The organism is Ferrimonas sediminicola (assembly GCF_005116715.1).
In the GTDB taxonomy this organism is placed as follows: domain Bacteria; phylum Pseudomonadota; class Gammaproteobacteria; order Enterobacterales; family Shewanellaceae; genus Ferrimonas; species Ferrimonas sediminicola.
Genome location: NZ_SWCI01000001.1, coordinates 506,533 through 523,440, shown reverse-complemented (window position 1 = coordinate 523,440; position 16,908 = coordinate 506,533). Strand labels below are relative to the sequence as shown.

Genomic DNA, 16,908 nt, shown 5'->3' with positions numbered 1-16,908 from the left:
CTCCCGGCCGCCCCTTTCGCCCCCGGTTCCTAGAGGAAGAAAGCGAACAGCACCGCCGCCAGGGCCAGTCGGTAGATCACGAAGGGCAACATACCCATGCTACTGATCATCTTCAGGAAGTAGTGAATACACAGGTAGGCGGAAGCGAAGGTGGCCACCAGGGCGACGCCCAGGGGGGCCCAGTTCACCGGGTCCGGATTGCCGATCAGCCCCAGGGCCTCGTAGCCCCCGGCCAAGGCGCCCACGGGGATCGCCAGCAGGAAGGAGAAGCGCGCCGCGGCCACCCGGCTGAGCCCCACCAGCAGCGCCGCGGTGATGGTTACCCCGGAGCGGGAGGTACCGGGGATCAGCGCCAGGGCCTGGGCGAGGCCGATAAACAACACCAGTTGCCAGGTCAGATCCTCAATGCCCCGCTTCTCACTGGGCTTAGCGTCCGCCCACCACAACAGCAGGCCGAAAATCAGGGTGGCGCTGGCCACCACCAGGGTGCTGCGCAGGTGAGTGCCGATGAGGTCATTGAACAGCAACCCCGTCAGGCCCACGGGAATGGTGCCGAGGATTATCAGCCACGCCAGTCGGCTCTGCTGGCAGTGGCGACCGGTCAGGGATCGCAGCCAAGCGCTGAGCAGGGACACCACATCCTGGCGAAAATAGATCACCACCGCCGCCAGGGTACCCAGGTTGACGATGGCATCGAACGCCAGCCCCTGATCCGGCCAGCCGAGAAGCTGGGAGGGCAGGATCAGATGCGCCGAGCTGGAGATGGGAAGAAATTCGGTGATCCCCTGAATCAGGGCGAGCCAGAAGGCTTGTATCAGATCCATTTACTGCATGTCTCCGGAGGGGGACCAGTGAAACGCCACTGGCCACAGTTTCTGTTGAGTCTTATCGAACTCCTGCCACAGGCGGGACAGGGGGAGGTCGCCCCCGGGGAGGATCAGTTCGGGGGCCAGCTCCGCCAGGGGCCAGAGCACAAAGGCGTTGTCGCGGATCTCCCCCCTGGGCAACACCACAGGCTCCCGGCACTGGGCATCGCCGTAGAGCAGCAGATCCAGATCCACGGTGCGACTGGAAAACTTCTGGGCGTCCGGCGGCCGGCCATGATCCAGCTCGATCCGCCGCAATGCCGCCGCGGTCTCGGCCACAGACAGCTGGGAGTCGCAGGCCACCACAAAGTTCAGGAAGTTATCCCCGTCAAACCCCACCGCTTCGCTCTCAAACACCCGGGACAGGGTCAGGGGACCAAAGCGACGATACAGGTCATCCAGAGCGGGCGGGATGTTCTCTCTGGGACAGATGTTGCTGCCGACACTGATGTAGATTCGGGTCACGGGTGGGTCCTGCTGCCCCGCTCGATGCGCACCCCGAGGTTGGCGGCGTTCTTCACCGCCCCCGGCTTGTTGACCGTCACCCTGACCCAGTGGACGCCGAAGCGGCTGCGGATCAGCTCGGCCACCCTTTCTGCCACGGTCTCCACCAACTCGTGAGGGCGCCCCTCAACCAGTTCTGTCACCGCCGTGGAGACGGTGTCATAGCACAGGGCGTGGCGATAATCGTCGGACGCCGCCGCCGGACGGTGGTCCCAGCTCATCTCAAGATCGAGGAAGAGGGGCTGGGTGATCTGCTTTTCCCAGTCGAATACCCCGATGACCGCTTCACACTTCAGCTGGTCGACGAAAACCGTATCTGCTTGCAACTCTGGTACTCCAATCAAAGGTTAGTTACCCTAACATCCTGTCCATGTGCGGGTGTGGCGGAATCATAAAGCCTTTTACCCTGCTGCGGCAAACCTCGACCTCCGCCACGGGCGGCCGTTAACGCTGAAAAGGACTCGCCGTTTCCATGACCCTGCTGATGATCCTGTTTGCCTACCTGCTGGGTTCCGTATCCAGTGCGGTGCTGGTGTGCAAGCTCAAAGGGTTACCCGATCCCAGAACCAGCGGCTCCAACAACCCCGGCGCCACCAATGTGCTCAGGCTGGGGGGCAAGGGAGCGGCGGTGATGGTGCTGCTGTTCGACGTCCTCAAAGGCACCATCCCGGTGTGGACCAGCTACCACCTGGGGATCGATCCCCTCTCCCTGGCCTTTATCGGCATTGCCGCCTGCCTGGGTCACATCTACCCGGTATTTTTCGGCTTTCGCGGCGGCAAAGGGGTGGCGACCGCCCTGGGGGCCCTGGCTCCGATCAGCGACTGGATGGGACTGCTGATCATCGCCACCTGGCTGGTGACCGTCTGGATCACCCAGTACGCCTCTCTGGGGGCGGTGATCACCTCGATGCTGGCTCCTGTCTACACCTACCTGATCAAGCCCCAATACACTCTGTCGGTGGTGCTGCTGTGCCTGCTGATCATCTGGCGCCACCAGCCCAACCTGGTGCGTCTGTGGCAGGGCAAAGAGCCCAAGATCTCCGAACGGCTCAAGCCCAAGGCTAAGCAGCCCCCGGCGCCTTGAGGCTGTCCAGCGGCCAGCGCGGCTGACACTTCACCGTCAGCGGCTGGGTCTCCCCCGCCTTCAGGCGCTGCAGACCGGCATAGGCGATCATGGCGCCGTTGTCAGTACAGAACTCGTTACGCGGGTAGTACACCTCCCCCCCCAGATTGGCCATCATCGCCGCCAGTTGAGCACGCAGATGACGGTTGGCACTGACGCCCCCGGCGATCACCAGCCGGTTCAACCCGGTCTGTTTCAGGGCCCGACGGCACTTGATCGCCAGGGTATCCACCACCGCATCCTCGAAGGCGCGGGCGATGTCGGCCCGGGTCTGGTCATCATCCCCTTCGGCGGCGATGGTGTTGGCGGCAAAGGTCTTGAGGCCGGAGAAACTGAAATCCAGCCCTGGCCGGTCGCACATTGGCCGCGGGAAGGTAAAGCGACCGGCGAAGCCCTTTTCGGCCAGCTTGGCCAGCAGCGGGCCGCCGGGGTAATCCAGTCCCATCAGCTTGGCGGTCTTGTCGAACGCCTCACCGGCAGCATCGTCGATGGACTCCCCCAGCGCCTGATACTGGCCGATGCCATCGACCCTGACCAGCATGGTGTGGCCACCGGACACCAGCAGGGCGACGAAGGGAAACGGCGGCGGAGTGTCCTCCAGCATCGGTGCCAGCAAGTGGCCCTCCATATGGTGAACCGCCACCGCCGGGATGTTCCAGGCAAAGGCCAGGCTGCGACCGACACAGGCGCCCACCAGCAGGGCGCCCACCAGACCGGGGCCGGCGGTGTAGGCGATGCCGTCCAGCTCCTCGGGCCTGAGGCCGGCGTTGGCGACCGCCTCGCGAACCAGGGGCACAATCTTGCGCACGTGATCCCGAGAGGCCAGCTCGGGAACGACGCCGCCGTAATCCGCATGCAGCTTCACCTGACTGTAGAGGGCATGTGACAGCAGCCCCCGCTCATCGTCATAGATGGCGATTCCGGTTTCATCACAGGAGGTTTCGATTCCCAACAGTCGCATGCTAGACTCTCATATCAATAGTTGAAGGCGGCAATTCTACCTGCGCCTTGGCCAGGATACCAATCCCAGCCGGCACAACCGCCCTTAACCCTGGGGAAGCTCACCGGGGACAGCAGAAATTCTCCTTTCACCCCAAAGGGTTGAGAGGGGGATTGGTTATGGTTGTCGCCTATGTTCATCAATAGCAGTGAACGACCCTTTACAAGTCAGTGCGGTTCAGAGTAGAATTTCGCACCATTTTGAACTTACGCCGGTCAAAAGATGACCAGCTCAAACCCAATTTATTGAGGTGAGTGGCAGATGCCAGTAATTAAAGTACGTGAAAACGAGCCCTTTGACGTAGCCCTGCGTCGCTTCAAGCGTTCCTGCGAAAAGGCGGGTATCCTGTCTGAAGTACGTCGCCGCGAGCACTATGAGAAGCCGACCACTGCACGCAAGCGCGCCAAGGCCGCCGCTGCCAAGCGTCACGCTAAGAAGCTGTCTCGCGAAAACGCTCGTCGTACCCGTCTGTACTAAGCCGAGTTGACGATGTCCGTAGTTGAGCGTCTGAAAGACGAACAGAAGACTGCCATGCGCGCCAAAGACAAGGCGCGCCTGGGCACCATCCGCCTGGCTCTGGCTGCGATCAAGCAGCAAGAGGTAGACGGTCAGAAGACCCTGACCGACGATGAGGTGATCGCCGTCCTGACCAAGATGGTCAAGCAGCGCCGTGACTCCATCAGTCAATTCGAGGCCGCTGGCCGTCAGGATCTGGCCGATGTGGAGGCCGCCGAAGTTGTTGTGCTGCAGGAGTTTCTGCCTCAGCCACTGACCGAGGAGGAGCTGGGCGCTCTGGTAGACAAGGCACTGGCCGATTCCGGTGCCAGCTCAATGCAGGATATGGGTAAGGTGATGGGGCTGCTCAAGCCTCAAGTTCAGGGACGTGCCGATATGGGCGCGGTCAGCGGCCTGATCAAGGCCCGCCTGAGCTAAGCCATCTTGCCTTAGCGTGAAACAAGCCGTGCCCTGCACGGCTTGTTCGTCTCTAATCGATAGCACCACGGAGACTCATAAGTAAGTGGCAGGGCGTATCCCCAGAGATTTCATTGACCAGCTGCTGGCCCGAGTCGACATTGTCGATCTGATCGACGCACGCGTAAAACTTAAGAAATCAGGCAAGAATCACAGCGCCTGTTGTCCATTCCACAACGAAAAATCCCCCTCCTTCACGGTCAGTCAGGATAAGCAGTTCTACCACTGTTTCGGCTGTGGCGCCCACGGCAATGCCCTGGACTTTGTGATGGAGTACGATCGACTGGAGTTTCTCGATGCCATCGAGGAGCTGGCGTCCATGCTCGGCATGGAGGTGCCGCGCGAGCAGGGTCACGGCACCCACCAGCCACAGGCGCCCAAGCTGACCAGCCACTATGAGCTGATGGACTGGGCCGCACGCTACTTCCAGCTGCAGCTGCGCAAACACCCCCAGCGCCCAAAGGTGATCGACTACATTCGTAACCGGGGATTGGATGGCGACACGGTCAAACGTTTCGGCATCGGCTTTGCCCCGGACGGCTGGGACAACCTGCAATCACAGCACAAGCACAACCCCGACGGCCTCAAGGTCCTCACCGAGTGCGGCATGTTGATCGCCAAAGAGGGAGGCGGGCGCAGCTACGACCGTTTCCGCGATCGGCTGATGTTTCCCATCCGCGATCGGCGTGGCCGGGTGGTGGCCTTCGGCGGCCGGGTCTTGGGCGAGGGTACCCCAAAATACCTGAACTCCCCGGAAACCCCCATATTCCACAAGGGTGGGGAGCTCTATGGCCTGTACGAACTGAAGCAGCACGACAGGAACCCTGCCAGAATCCTGGTGGTCGAAGGTTATATGGACGTGGTGGCCCTGGCCCAGCACGGGGTGCCCTATGCGGTGGCCTCTCTGGGAACCTCTACCACGGCGGACCAGATGCAGCTGCTGGTGCGAACCAGCAAGCAGGTGATCTGCTGCTACGACGGCGACAACGCCGGCCGGGAAGCGGCTTGGCGCGCCATGGAGACCGCCCTGCCCCATCTGCGGGACGGCATCCAACTGAAATTTATGTTCCTTCCCGATGGGGAGGACCCGGACAGCTTGGTACGAAAACAGGGTAAGGATGCGTTCGAAGCTCTGGTGGAGAAGGCGATGCCCCTCTCCGACTACTTGTTTGACACCCTGCTGGCCGACGCCGACCTCTCCAGCCAGGAGGGCAAGGCCCATCTGGCCACCCTGATGGAGCCGCTGCTCAACCGGGTGCCCGACGGCCTGCTCAAGGAGAGCCTGTTCGCCCGGCTTAGAACCGAGCTGGGGTGGGGGGCCGACTCCCTGCGTCAGCGCAGCACCCCCAAGGCAGGTCAACCTGCCGGGGTCCAAGGGCGCGGCACGCCAGTGCGGCGGGCCATTGCCCTGCTGCAGCAACAACCCGAGCTGGGCCACCAGCTGCCAGTGCAGGAGGAGTTGCAATACCTGGAGATGGCGGGGCTGCCGCTGCTGCGGGAGATGCTGGAGATCTGCCGGCCTGAGGCGCTGACCACGGGTCAGCTGATGGAGCGGTTCCGGGGCCGGCCCGAGCACGGCACCCTGAGTAAACTGCTGAACTGGAAGCTGGAAATCGCCGACGAGTCCGCCTTCCGCCAGGAGTTTACCGACTGTTTGTTATGGTTAAACCAACGTTTTTTTGAACAGATGTCAGAGCAACTGCAACGTAAAGCGCGTGATGGGTCAATATCCACCGAGGAGCTGCGTCAACTGCAAGAGATGAATCTGTTATTACAGGGGCTTAAGGCCCCGGCAAAGGCTAGCGATTGAACCGCCGAAACGCTATAATTGGCTATTTGCGCGGCTGTCGCTCAAACACTCTGTTCGCATTAGTAAGTGGATGATATCTATGGATCAAACTCCGCAGTCACAACTTAAGCTCCTGGTAGCCAAAGGCAAAGAGCAGGGCTACTTGACCTACGCCGAGGTGAACGACCACCTGCCGGCGGATATGATCGATTCCGATCAGATCGAAGATATTATCCAGATGATCAACGACATGGGGATTCAGGTATTCGAGTCCGCCCCGGACAGCGATACCCTGATGATGTCGGAAGACGCCACGGATGAAGACGCCGCCGAAGCCGCTTCTCAGATGCTTGCGAGCGTGGAAGGCGAACTGGGCCGCACCACCGATCCGGTGCGCATGTACATGCGTGAAATGGGCACCGTGGAACTGCTGACCCGAGAGGGCGAGATCCTGATCGCCAAGCGCATCGAAGATGGCATCAACCAGGTGCAGTGCTCCGTCGCCGAGTACCCCAGGGCGATCGCCTTCCTGCTGGACCAGTGGGATCGCTTCGAAGCGGACGAGATCCGCCTGTCTGAGATCATCTCCGGCTTTGTCTCCGATGATGAGGATCAAAACAACGTTGCTCCGACCGCCACCCACGTGGGCTCTGAACTGTCCCAGGAGGACCTGGACGACGAAGACGACGAGGATGACGACGATCAGGAGGAGGAGACCGCCTCCGGCCCGGATCCCGAAGAGGCCCGCGAGAAGTTTGGCGAACTGCGCCGTCACTACGAGCTGGCCCAGCAGGCGATCGTCGACCACGGACACGACTCTGTCGAAGTGGCCATGGTGGTCACCCGCCTGTCCGAACTGTTCAAGCAGTTCCGTCTGGTGCCGAAGCAATTCGATCACCTGGTAGGCAACATGCGTTCCATGATGGATCGGGTGCGTGTTCAGGAACGGCTTATCATGAAGCTCTGTGTCGAGCAGGCCAAGATGCCCAAGAAGAACTTCATGAAAGTCTTCGCCGGCAGCGAGACCGACGACAGCTGGTTGCAGACCGAGATCGCCGCCAGCAAGAGCTACAGCGATGGCCTGGCCAAGGTGCAGGAGGAGGTATCCCGATGCCAGGCTAAGTTGGGCCAGGTTGAAGTGGAAACCCGCCTGACCATCGGTCGTATCAAGGACATCAACCGCCGTATGTCCATCGGCGAGGCCAAGGCCCGCCGCGCCAAGAAGGAGATGGTGGAGGCCAACCTGCGTCTGGTGATCTCCATCGCCAAGAAGTACACCAACCGGGGTCTGCAGTTCCTGGATCTCATCCAGGAGGGCAACATCGGCCTGATGAAGGCGGTGGACAAGTTCGAATACCGCCGCGGCTACAAGTTCTCCACCTACGCCACCTGGTGGATCCGTCAGGCAATCACCCGCTCTATCGCCGACCAGGCCCGTACCATCCGGATCCCGGTGCACATGATCGAGACCATCAACAAACTGAACCGCATCTCCCGCCAGATGCTTCAGGAGATGGGCCGTGAGGCCACCCCCGAGGAGCTGGCCGAGCGGATGATGATGCCGGAAGACAAGATCCGCAAGGTGCTGAAGATCGCCAAAGAGCCGATCTCCATGGAGACCCCCATCGGCGATGATGAAGATTCCCATCTGGGCGACTTCATCGAGGACACCACCCTGGCCCAGCCCATCGACGCCGCCACCAGCGAAAGCCTGAAAGTGGCCACCAACGAGGTGCTGGAGGGACTGACCGCCCGTGAGGCCAAGGTGCTGCGGATGCGTTTCGGTATCGACATGAACACCGACCACACCCTGGAAGAGGTGGGTAAGCAGTTCGACGTGACCCGTGAGCGTATTCGTCAGATTGAGGCCAAGGCATTGCGTAAGCTGCGCCACCCCTCCCGCTCTGAAATTCTCAAGAGCTTCCTGGACGAGTAATCCAATAGAAAAACGCCCCGCCAAAGCGGGGCGTTTTTTTATTTCTGGCCGGCACAACGCCGCTATTTCGGCGTCGGCCCCTTCGCTCTGATCGGAAAAACTGCAACCGCCCTATCTGGGTAAATAGTTCCGCTCCTTCCCCTGCTGTCTGGCCACGGCAATTCTCTGGTTTTTCGACAGCATCGCCCTTATTTGCCCCCAGGTTTCCCCAAACAGCACGGCACCGTTGGAGCCAAAGCCTCGACGTTTATACAGCCGCTTGACCTCCGCCAACGCGTTGGGCGACCGTTCACACAGGGCCCGAGCCAGCTGCAGGCTGCGCTCCCTGGCGTCCTCCGCCAGTTCGGTGACCAGATTCAGACTCCGCGCCTCCTCGGCAGTCACCGGCTCGGCCATCATGGAAAGCAGCAGGGCCTGGTCCTGAGGCAGCTGCTCCCTGAGCGCCAGGGTACCGCCCATGTCGGGGATCAGCCCCCAGCGCCCCTCCATCACTGCCAGGCTGGCATCCCGGTTGGCAATGCGGAAATCTGCCCCGAGGGCGATCTGCATCCCCCCCCCCCAGCAGCGCCCCTGAATGGCGGCGATCACCGGCACAGGCAGATCCCGCCAGCCGGTACTGACCCGCTGCGCCCGGTTGGCGCTCCAGGGCAGAACCTTGAACAGCAACCTCATCGCGATTGACGGAGAACGAAACATGGACTTAATGTCTATGCCGGAGCAGAAATCCTTGCCCCGCCCGGTCAACACCACCGCACGAACCTCCCTCATGTCGGCGATGCGTTTTTGTACATCCACCAATGCTTTAAACAGTTCATAATCGAGGGCATTGCATTTTTCAGGACGATTCAACTCCACCAACGCAATACCGTCATCGACACTCAAAATTACTTTTTCCGACATGGCCACTCCTTTGTCGTCAGAAATTCATCACCGCCAAGATCATGACATTTATAAATTAATTCAATAGAATGCTCTTTTACCACCACCACTGAACAAGGTCATTCAGACCCCGGGCAGGGAGGCACCACCATTAAGGTTCTAATTTGCGACGACTCTGCGCTGGCCCGTAAACAACTGGCCAGAACTTTGCCGTCGGGCCTTTGCAGTGACATCGCCTTCGCCGAGAGCGGCGAACGGGCCCTGGAGATGCTGAAACAATCCAACTATCAGCTGATGTTTCTCGATCTCAACATGCCGGGTCTGGACGGTTACCAGGTGCTCGGCGCCCTCTCTGGTCTGACCTCCAAGCCTCAGACTATCGTGGTTTCCGCCGATATCCAAGCCCAGGCCCTGGCCCGGGTCAAAGAACTGGGGGCAGTGGACTTCATCAAGAAGCCGGTGACTCGCAAGGAGCTGGCCTCGGCGCTGGCACGGCTGCAGCTCGACACCGGCTTGGCGACCGCCGTGATAGACTCCGTCTCGGTCAGCCTGGAAGATGCCCTGCAGGAGATCTGCAACGTGGCCATGGGACGCACCGCCTCGTTGCTGGCCAAGGTGATCGATGATTTCGTGCACCTACCGGTGCCCAAGGTCTCCCACTGGAGCAGTGGCGATCTGGAGATGATGCTCGGCGCCGCCCGCCAAGATCAGTACACCCAGATCCTCAGCCAGGGCTTTATCGGCGCCGGCATCACCGGCGAGGCGCTGTTGCTGTTCCACGACATCAACGAGACCGATCTCAGCCAGCTGTTTGGCCTCAAGGGGGAAACCGCCGCCCAACAGGAGGAGATCCTGATGGATGCCGCCAACCTGCTGTTCGGGGCCTTCCTCAACAGCCTATCGGAGCAGCTGGATGTGGCGTTCAGTCAGAGCCCGCCGATCATCTGGCGCCACACCAAGGAGGTCAACAGCCTCAGCGGCGAGGTGTACGCCATTGAAATCAGCTACCGACAGGAGCAACATAAGCTCAACTGCGATCTCCTGCTGTTGCTGCCCCAGTCCAGCTGGGCACGGCTGCAGGCTCAACTCAAGGACCTGGTGTAATCCATGGCCAATCAACACTCCCACAATGCCGAACTGGACGCCCTGCACCTGCTGACCCAGCTGGTCCAGACCATCGAGGTCGGCCTGGTGGTGCTGGACCGGCAGTTCCGGGTGCACCTGTGGAACAGCTTCATGGAGAACCACAGTGGCCAGAGGGCTTCTCAAGTTAGGGGGAAACGGATCTTCGACCTGTTTGAGGAGCTGCCGGAAGCCTGGCTGACCGGCAAACTGGAGACCGCCTTCCTGCTGAACAATCGCGCCTTTACCACCTGGGAACAGCGCCCCTGCATCTTCAAGTTTCCCAATTCCCGGCCGATCACCGGTCAGAGCCCCCACATGTACCAGAACCTGACCATCCAGCCCTTGAGCAACCGTTATGGTGAGGTGAACAACGTCGCCCTGGTGGTGTACGACGTGACCGTCGAGGCCAACCACCGCCAGGCCCTGTCCAAGATGAGTCAGGTCGACACCCTCACCGGGCTGGCCAACCGGCGGATGTGGCAGCAACACCTGGAGCAGGAGTTTGAGCGCAGCCGCCGTTATGGCCACCCTTCCACCCTGATGGTGCTGGATATCGATCACTTCAAAACCATCAACGATACCCTGGGCCACAGCGCCGGCGATCGGGTATTGGCGGCGGTGGGCCAGAAATTGGGCCAGTTGCTGAGGAAGAGTGATGTGGCGGCACGCTACGGCGGTGAGGAGTTTACCCTGCTGCTGCCGGAGACCACCCAGGAGCAGGCGAGCCTGCTGGCAGAACGGATCCGGGCAACCATGTCAGAACTGGTGGTAGAGACCGACGCCGGTGAGGCCAGTTTTACCGTCAGCATCGGTTATGCCCCCTTTCATGACGGCCTGAAGGACAACAAGGCGTGGTTCGAAGCGGCAGACAAGGCGCTGTACGAGGCCAAGCGGCAGGGGCGTAACCGCTGTATCCTGGCACTGGCCAGTTGAAGCCGCCCCGGCTAGTCCTGCCAGTATCCCTGCAGACCATCCTCCCTGCGACGCCCCCAGCCGTGGCGCCGCTCTTTCTTGCCCGGCTCCCAGCGCACGTACTGGCGCCGGTCCTGGCTCTGGCGCCGATTGATGCTGCGCCGCTCCTGTTGTGGCTGCCTGTCGGTCATGGCCCCTCCCCCGAGTCGAAACCAGACTATAGTCCCAAACTCCGGCACCCTCCAGCCCGGGTTCCCAACCGGTTCACCTCTCACCGGCCAGGCTGTTGCAACGACAACCCGGAGTGGTGTCGGACCCCAGGGGAGGTACAGGTACAAAAAAAACGCCAAACGGCGCTTCATTGGTTCGCCGTCACCGACGAGTCAGCACACCACCAGGGTGATTATTCTACAAAGTAGGTGCCCCAGCCGTCGTACTGGATGCCGTGCTTATCGGCCAGTTCGATCATCGCCTTGGTGTCCTTGTTGAGGCGCTCCACCTCCAGCTTGTGCTCGGCGACCGCGTCGAAGGCGAAGACGATGGCACCGTCGTCCAGCTCCAGCTCCTCGGCGTCCTCCACCTCGAAGCCCGCCTTGAAGGCGTCCACCGCCGCCTTCTCCAGCTTGTCGAAGTTGCTGCCGGAGAAATGGTGTTCGATCACATAGTCGGCATCAGGCTGGGAGCCATCCTCCAGCAGGGCCTCGACAATCTCGCGGTTCTCCTGCTCCTGCTCCAGGATCAGTTGTTCAATGGTCATGACCATCTCCAATACGGTAAAGTTGGCGCCAGTATATCAGGCCAGGGCGGGCTTGGCCCCCGCCAGACGCATCGCCTCGCAATTGAGCTCCTCAAGGCGTTGCTTCATGCGATTGTAGACCTCTTCCGCCAGCTCACGTACCTGCTCCTTGGAGTAGCCCTTGGTGCAAATGGGCTCCAGGGTCTCGACAATCACCACGCCGTTGTTGCGACGATTCAGGTTGATGGTCTGCTGATCCGAGGCGATCACCGGCACGATAGGCACACCGGCCTGAATGGCGGTGTGGAAGGCGCCGGTCTTGAAGGGGAGCAGGCCGCGCCCACGGCTGCGGGTCCCCTCAGGAAAGATCCACACCGACAGGGACTTGCCGCGGATCTTCTCCGCCGCCTGCTTCAGGGTACGCACCGCCTTGGAGCGGTTGCCGCGATCGATAAGGATATTGCCGGTCAACCAATAGAGCTGACCGAAGAAGGGGATCCACTTCAGGCTGGTCTTGCCCATGGACACCGTCCCCTTGGGCACCGAGCCGGTGTGGGTAAACAGGTCAAAGTTGTTCTGGTGGTTACCCACGTAAACAACGGGCTCGCCATCCCCGCGCCGACCGCGGTGGATCACCTTCAGCCCCAGGATGGGCGCCACCGCGCCAAACACCTTGGCGGTGTAATGAACATTGTTTCGGTGGAAGGGGCGAAGCAGGCACAGTACCAGGCCAAGGGTGGATACCAGCACCAACAGCAGGGCCAAAGTCAGGGAACGCAACAGTAACAGCATCGGTAACGTCTTATCCTCACAACAGGGGGCGCCCAGTATAGGCAAACCCCGTTGCCGACTCAACGAATTCGTTACATGTGTTCGCTCAAAAATCGACCCCGATCATGGGCGGGCCTTACAGCCAATGACGGCACTGATTGATACGTTGCTGTAAAGCCTCGTAAAACTCCCCAAGATGCAGGCCATCGGCCAATCCATGGTGTACCTGGGCTGCCACCGGCACCTTCACCTCTTCACCACTGCTGTCGTAGCGACCCCAGGTGATGCGGGGCACCGAGTCCGCCGGGCTCAGCGGCATGGGGTTGGTCATCTGGGTGAAGCGCACCCAGGGCAGGCAGGACATGTAGATGGCGTCATCGCCGTCGCCCTCCTCATCAAACAGCCCGGGGCGCTTCCAGGCCAGCTCCGACTGGCAGGTCATCCGCCGGGAGAACTCGGCGAACGCCTGGCAGTAGGGTACGCGGGTGAACCGCACCAGCCGATCCTCCCCCAGGGTGGTGATGCCGGCGCACAGCCGCTCATGCTCGACCACACGGTCACCGCGGATGCGCCAGCGGGTCCAGTCCAGCTGATGGCACACGGTCATGATGGCGTGGGTGATGGCGTGGTAGGCCGACAGCTTGTCCCGGCGGCAGCGGTGATAGAGCTCGGTGATCACCACATCGGCGCACAGGCTGAAGTAGGGTTGATCCAGTTGGGTAAAGAACTGAAATTGCTGGCGGCGGGGCCAGCACTCCATATCCAGATGTTTCATGATGTCCTTAGTCTGTCCGGGCTCTTAACGGCCCGCTGAGAGTGTACGCCAGTTATATAACAGAGCGACGGCAACGGCACAAAAAAAGCGAAGCCTCAGGCTTCGCTCTTTTCTCAGTCGGTAACCAGCTCCAGCTTGTCCACCCGCTGCAATCCACGGGGCAGCTTGTTGCCTCGACGGCCCCGCTCCCCCTGATAGTGCGCCAGGTCATCGGGCTTGAGGGTCAGCTTGCGCTTGCCGGCCCACAGGGTCACCGCCGCCTCCTGGGGCACCACCACCAGGTGCTTCAGGTACTCCTCACGGCTCTTCACCCGTTCGCTGGGGATACCGATGATCTTGTTACCCTTGCCCTTGCTCAGCACCGGCAGCTGGGACACGGGGAACAGCAGCATCCGTCCCTCGGTGGTGATCGCCAGCAGGCGATCGCTCTCCTGATTGGCGATGGCGGCCGGGGCGATGACCCGGGCCCCTAGGGGCACGGTCAGCAGCGCCTTGCCGGCCTTGTTGCGGCTGATCATCTCCTTCAAGGCGCAGACGAAACCGTAACCGGCGTCTGATGCCATCAGGTAGAGCTGCTCAGGATCGCCCATCATGGTGTGCTCCAGCATCTCCCCGGCCACCAGGTTGAACCGGCCGGAGAGGGGCTCGCCCTGGCTGCGGGCGGACGGCAGGGTGTGGGCGTCGGTGGTGTAGCTGCGGCCGGAGCTCTCCAGGAAAATCACCGGCTGGTTACTGCGGCCCCGGGCATGGGACAGGTAGCCGTCGCCGGACTTGTAGCTGAGGGTTTCGGGATCCACCTCATGACCCTTGGCCTGGCGGGCCCAGGCCTTCTGAGACATCACCACGGTGATCGCCTCGGTGGGCATCAATTCAGTTTCGGTGAGAGCCCTGGCCTCCTCACGCTCCTGCAGCGGACTGCGGCGATCGTCACCGTACTTCTGCGCATCCGCCAGCAGCTCCTTCTTCACCAGGGTCTTCATGCGGCGATCGGAGGAGAGGGTCAGCTGCAGCCTATCCCGCTCCTTGGACAGTTCATCCTGTTCACCGCGGATCTTCATCTCCTCCAGCTTGGCCAGGTGGCGCAGCTTCAGCTCCAGGATCGCTTCCGCCTGCTTATCGGTCAGGCCGAAATGAGCCATCAGCACCGGTTTGGGTTCATCCTCGTTGCGGATGATGGCAATCACCTCGTCGATATTAAGGAACGCAATCAGCAGACCATCGAGGATGTGCAACCTGGACAGTACCTTGTCCAGGCGATACTCCAGGCGGCGGCGCACCGTGGCCATGCGGTACTCCAGCCACTCACCGAGGATGCTCTTCAGCCCCTTAACCGCCGGGCGCTGATCCAGGCCCAGCATGTTGAGGTTGACCCGGTAGCTCTTCTCCAGATCCGTGGTGGCAAACAGGTGGGCCATCAGCTGGTCCAGATCCACCCGGTTGGAGCGGGGCACCACCACCAGCCGGGTGGGGTTCTGGTGATCCGACTCGTCGCGCAGGTCGGTGACCATCGGCAGCTTCTTGGCCTGCATCTGGGCGGCGATCTGCTCGAGGATCTTGGCCCCGGACACCTGATGGGGCAGTTCGGTGATCACCACCTCGCCCTGCTCAATGCGGTACACCGCCCGCATCTTCACCGAGCCCTTGCCGGTCTCGTACATCTTGGTGAGGTCGTCGGCCGGGGTAATGATCTCCGCGCCAGTGGGGTAATCGGGGCCCTTGACGAAGGTCATCAGCTCCGGCAGCTCGGCCCTGGGGTTATCCAGCAGATAGGCACAGGCGTTGGCCACCTCGCGGACATTGTGCGGCGGAATGTCGGTGGCCATGCCCACGGCAATGCCGGTGATGCCATTGAGCAGGATGTGGGGCAGTCTGGCCGGCAGGCTTTTGGGTTCCTTCAGGGTACCGTCGAAGTTCACCCCCCACTCCACCGTCCCCTGGCCCAGTTCGCTGAGCAGCACCTCGGAGAAGCGGGAGAGCCGGGATTCGGTATAACGCATGGCGGCGAACGACTTGGGATCGTCCGCCGCGCCCCAGTTGCCCTGCCCGTCCACCAGCGGATAACGGTAGGTAAAAGGTTGGGCCATCAGCACCATCGCCTCGTAGCAGGCGCTGTCGCCATGGGGGTGGTACTTACCCAGCACGTCCCCCACGGTACGGGCCGACTTCTTGTATTTGGCAGACGCGGAGAGGCCCAATTCGCTCATAGCGTAGATAATACGCCGCTGCACCGGCTTGAGACCGTCACCGATGTGGGGCAGAGCCCGGTCCATGATGACGTACATGGAGTAGTTCAGGTAGGCCTCTTCGGTGAAGGCATGCAGCGGCCGCTGCTCCACTCCCTCAAGGCTCAAATCAGTTGCATCACTCATTGTTTTCGTTATCCGCCGTCTGCGCCGGCATTCCGTTGTAAGTTAGCTTGTAAACCGCACCATTATAATCGTCCGAAATCAAAAGCGAACCATCAGGGTGCTCAAGAAATGCCACCGGACGGGCCAAAGGTTGTTCTCCGTCAAGCCAGGGGCCGATAACCACCGAGTATTGCCACTGACCATCGGCCTGGGGGGTCAGCACGCTGACCCGATACCCCACCTTGCGGCTGCGGTTCCAACTGCCGTGTTCGGCAATGAACAGCGCGTGACGATAAGACTCGGGAAAGGCCTCGCCCCGGTAGAAGTGGATCCCAAGGGGCGCCACATGGGCCTGCAGCTCATACAGCGGCGGCTGGAAACGGGTCTGTTGCCCGGCCCCGACCTTAAACTGGGGATCCAGGACGGAGGCGCCATGGAGGAAGGGGTAACCGAAGTGGCTGCCCGACGTGGTCAGCCGGTTGATCTCGTCCGGAGGCCGATCGTCCCCCATCAGATCCCGGCCATTATCGGAGAAGAAGAGTTCACCGCTGTCCGGGTGAAAGTCGAAACCGACGCTGTTGCGCACGCCCCGGGCCAGAACCTGGTAATCACCCTTGGCCAGATCCAGGGCCAGGATGGAGGCATAGGGCAACTCGGGATTGCAGATGTTGCAGGGGGCGCCAACAGGCACAATCAGGCGGCCATCCGGGGCAAAACGGATAAACTTCCAGCCGTGGTGGGCATCACTGGGCAGGCCATCGAACACCACCTCGCTCTTCGGCGCCCCCAGGTGCTCCTCCACCCGGGGAAAAGCCAGGATACGGTTCACCGCCGCCACATAGAGCGTCCCCCGTCGAAAGGCGACGCCGGAGGGGAGATACAGCCCTTCGGCCACCAGGTGCCGGCGTTCATAGTAACCGTCACCGTCCCGGTCCTGCAGGGCATGGACCTTGCCGGCCTTGCGGCTGCCGACAAACAGGGTGCCGTTATCCCCCCAGGCCATCTGCCTGGCATTGGGGGCTTCGGCCACCTGGATCAGGCTGAAGCCGGGAGGAAGCGACACCGAGGTCGCCGCGGCCATCCCTGCCGACACCAAAATTGCAACATTTACCATGTTCTCCTCCCTCCGCCAGCCCGGCTAAAACCGCATGATTATGCAATCTCATTTCGGC

At 61.3% G+C, this 16,908-nt stretch carries 18 protein-coding genes; 7 read left to right on the top strand and 11 right to left on the bottom strand.

Going from position 1 to position 16,908, the window contains the following annotated elements; translation table 11 throughout:
- Window positions 1-29: 29 nt before the first annotated feature.
- From FCL40_RS02435 to folB, 3 genes are read right to left on the bottom strand one after another with little or no spacing between them, the layout of a single operon-like run.
- Window positions 30-824, bottom strand: a complete 795-nt coding sequence (locus FCL40_RS02435; protein WP_136850985.1) for an undecaprenyl-diphosphate phosphatase — start codon at window positions 822-824, stop codon at window positions 30-32.
- Window positions 825-1,331, bottom strand: a complete 507-nt coding sequence (folK, locus tag FCL40_RS02430; protein WP_136850983.1) for a 2-amino-4-hydroxy-6-hydroxymethyldihydropteridine diphosphokinase — start codon at window positions 1,329-1,331, stop codon at window positions 825-827.
- The gene (gene folB / locus FCL40_RS02425; protein ID WP_136850981.1) at window positions 1,328-1,696 is read right to left on the bottom strand and encodes a dihydroneopterin aldolase; all 369 of its coding nucleotides are present in this window, start codon (window positions 1,694-1,696) and stop codon (window positions 1,328-1,330) included. The genes folK and folB overlap by 4 nt, the downstream gene beginning before the upstream one ends.
- 146 nt (window positions 1,697-1,842) lie before the next feature.
- On the opposite strand from folB, the gene plsY reads away from it, so the two are divergent.
- A complete protein-coding gene (gene plsY, locus FCL40_RS02420; RefSeq protein ID WP_136850979.1) occupies window positions 1,843-2,454 on the top strand; it encodes a glycerol-3-phosphate 1-O-acyltransferase PlsY in 612 nt (203 codons plus the stop codon).
- Here the strand turns inward: plsY and tsaD are convergent.
- A complete protein-coding gene (tsaD, locus tag FCL40_RS02415; protein WP_136850977.1) occupies window positions 2,432-3,454 on the bottom strand; it encodes a tRNA (adenosine(37)-N6)-threonylcarbamoyltransferase complex transferase subunit TsaD in 1,023 nt (340 codons plus the stop codon). The two genes, plsY and tsaD, sit on opposite strands and share 23 nt — an antisense overlap.
- Before the next feature lie 300 nt (window positions 3,455-3,754).
- Between tsaD and rpsU the strand changes: the two genes are divergently transcribed.
- The 4 genes from rpsU (at window position 3,755) to rpoD (ending at window position 8,190) form a co-directional block, all read left to right on the top strand.
- Window positions 3,755-3,970, top strand: a complete 216-nt coding sequence (gene rpsU / locus FCL40_RS02410) for a 30S ribosomal protein S21 (RefSeq protein WP_136850975.1) — start codon at window positions 3,755-3,757, stop codon at window positions 3,968-3,970.
- A gap of 12 nt (window positions 3,971-3,982) precedes the next feature.
- On the top strand, window positions 3,983-4,426 hold the full coding sequence (locus FCL40_RS02405) for a GatB/YqeY domain-containing protein (RefSeq protein ID WP_136850973.1): 444 nt from the start codon (window positions 3,983-3,985) through the stop codon (window positions 4,424-4,426).
- Between the two features lie 85 nt (window positions 4,427-4,511).
- Window positions 4,512-6,275, top strand: coding sequence for a DNA primase (gene dnaG / locus FCL40_RS02400; RefSeq protein ID WP_136850971.1), 1,764 nt, complete (start codon window positions 4,512-4,514; stop codon window positions 6,273-6,275).
- Window positions 6,276-6,354: 79 nt separating this feature from the next.
- Entirely contained in the window at window positions 6,355-8,190 is a 1,836-nt protein-coding gene (gene rpoD, locus FCL40_RS02395; protein ID WP_136850969.1) for an RNA polymerase sigma factor RpoD, read from the top strand.
- A gap of 111 nt (window positions 8,191-8,301) precedes the next feature.
- Here rpoD and FCL40_RS02390 read toward each other — a convergent pair whose 3' ends face one another.
- Window positions 8,302-9,090, bottom strand: a complete 789-nt coding sequence (locus FCL40_RS02390; RefSeq protein ID WP_136850967.1) for a crotonase/enoyl-CoA hydratase family protein — start codon at window positions 9,088-9,090, stop codon at window positions 8,302-8,304.
- A 54-nt stretch (window positions 9,091-9,144) separates the two neighbouring features.
- On the opposite strand from FCL40_RS02390, the gene FCL40_RS02385 reads away from it, so the two are divergent.
- Window positions 9,145-10,173, top strand: a complete 1,029-nt coding sequence (locus FCL40_RS02385) for a response regulator (RefSeq protein WP_136850965.1) — start codon at window positions 9,145-9,147, stop codon at window positions 10,171-10,173.
- A 3-nt stretch (window positions 10,174-10,176) separates the two neighbouring features.
- Complete coding sequence (locus tag FCL40_RS02380) at window positions 10,177-11,127, top strand: sensor domain-containing diguanylate cyclase (protein ID WP_136850963.1); 951 nt, start codon at window positions 10,177-10,179, stop codon at window positions 11,125-11,127.
- 11 nt (window positions 11,128-11,138) lie between these two features.
- Here FCL40_RS02380 and FCL40_RS18545 read toward each other — a convergent pair whose 3' ends face one another.
- From FCL40_RS18545 to FCL40_RS02355, 6 genes are all read right to left on the bottom strand, one after another.
- Window positions 11,139-11,297: a hypothetical protein gene (locus tag FCL40_RS18545; protein ID WP_169306974.1), complete on the bottom strand. Its 159-nt coding sequence runs from the start codon at window positions 11,295-11,297 to the stop codon at window positions 11,139-11,141.
- A gap of 212 nt (window positions 11,298-11,509) precedes the next feature.
- A complete protein-coding gene (gene rraB / locus FCL40_RS02375; protein WP_136850961.1) occupies window positions 11,510-11,863 on the bottom strand; it encodes a ribonuclease E inhibitor RraB in 354 nt (117 codons plus the stop codon).
- A gap of 36 nt (window positions 11,864-11,899) precedes the next feature.
- Window positions 11,900-12,634 (bottom strand): 1-acylglycerol-3-phosphate O-acyltransferase, encoded by a 735-nt coding sequence (locus tag FCL40_RS02370; protein WP_136850959.1) that lies wholly within the window; start codon window positions 12,632-12,634, stop codon window positions 11,900-11,902.
- A 115-nt stretch (window positions 12,635-12,749) separates the two neighbouring features.
- Complete coding sequence (locus FCL40_RS02365) at window positions 12,750-13,388, bottom strand: CatA-like O-acetyltransferase (RefSeq protein WP_136850957.1); 639 nt, start codon at window positions 13,386-13,388, stop codon at window positions 12,750-12,752.
- Window positions 13,389-13,501: 113 nt separating this feature from the next.
- A complete protein-coding gene (gene parC, locus FCL40_RS02360) occupies window positions 13,502-15,757 on the bottom strand; it encodes a DNA topoisomerase IV subunit A (protein ID WP_136850955.1) in 2,256 nt (751 codons plus the stop codon).
- Window positions 15,750-16,850: a PQQ-dependent sugar dehydrogenase gene (locus FCL40_RS02355; RefSeq protein WP_136850953.1), complete on the bottom strand. Its 1,101-nt coding sequence runs from the start codon at window positions 16,848-16,850 to the stop codon at window positions 15,750-15,752. Before FCL40_RS02355 ends, parC begins: the two co-directional genes overlap by 8 nt.
- Between the last annotated feature and the right edge of the window lie 58 nt (window positions 16,851-16,908).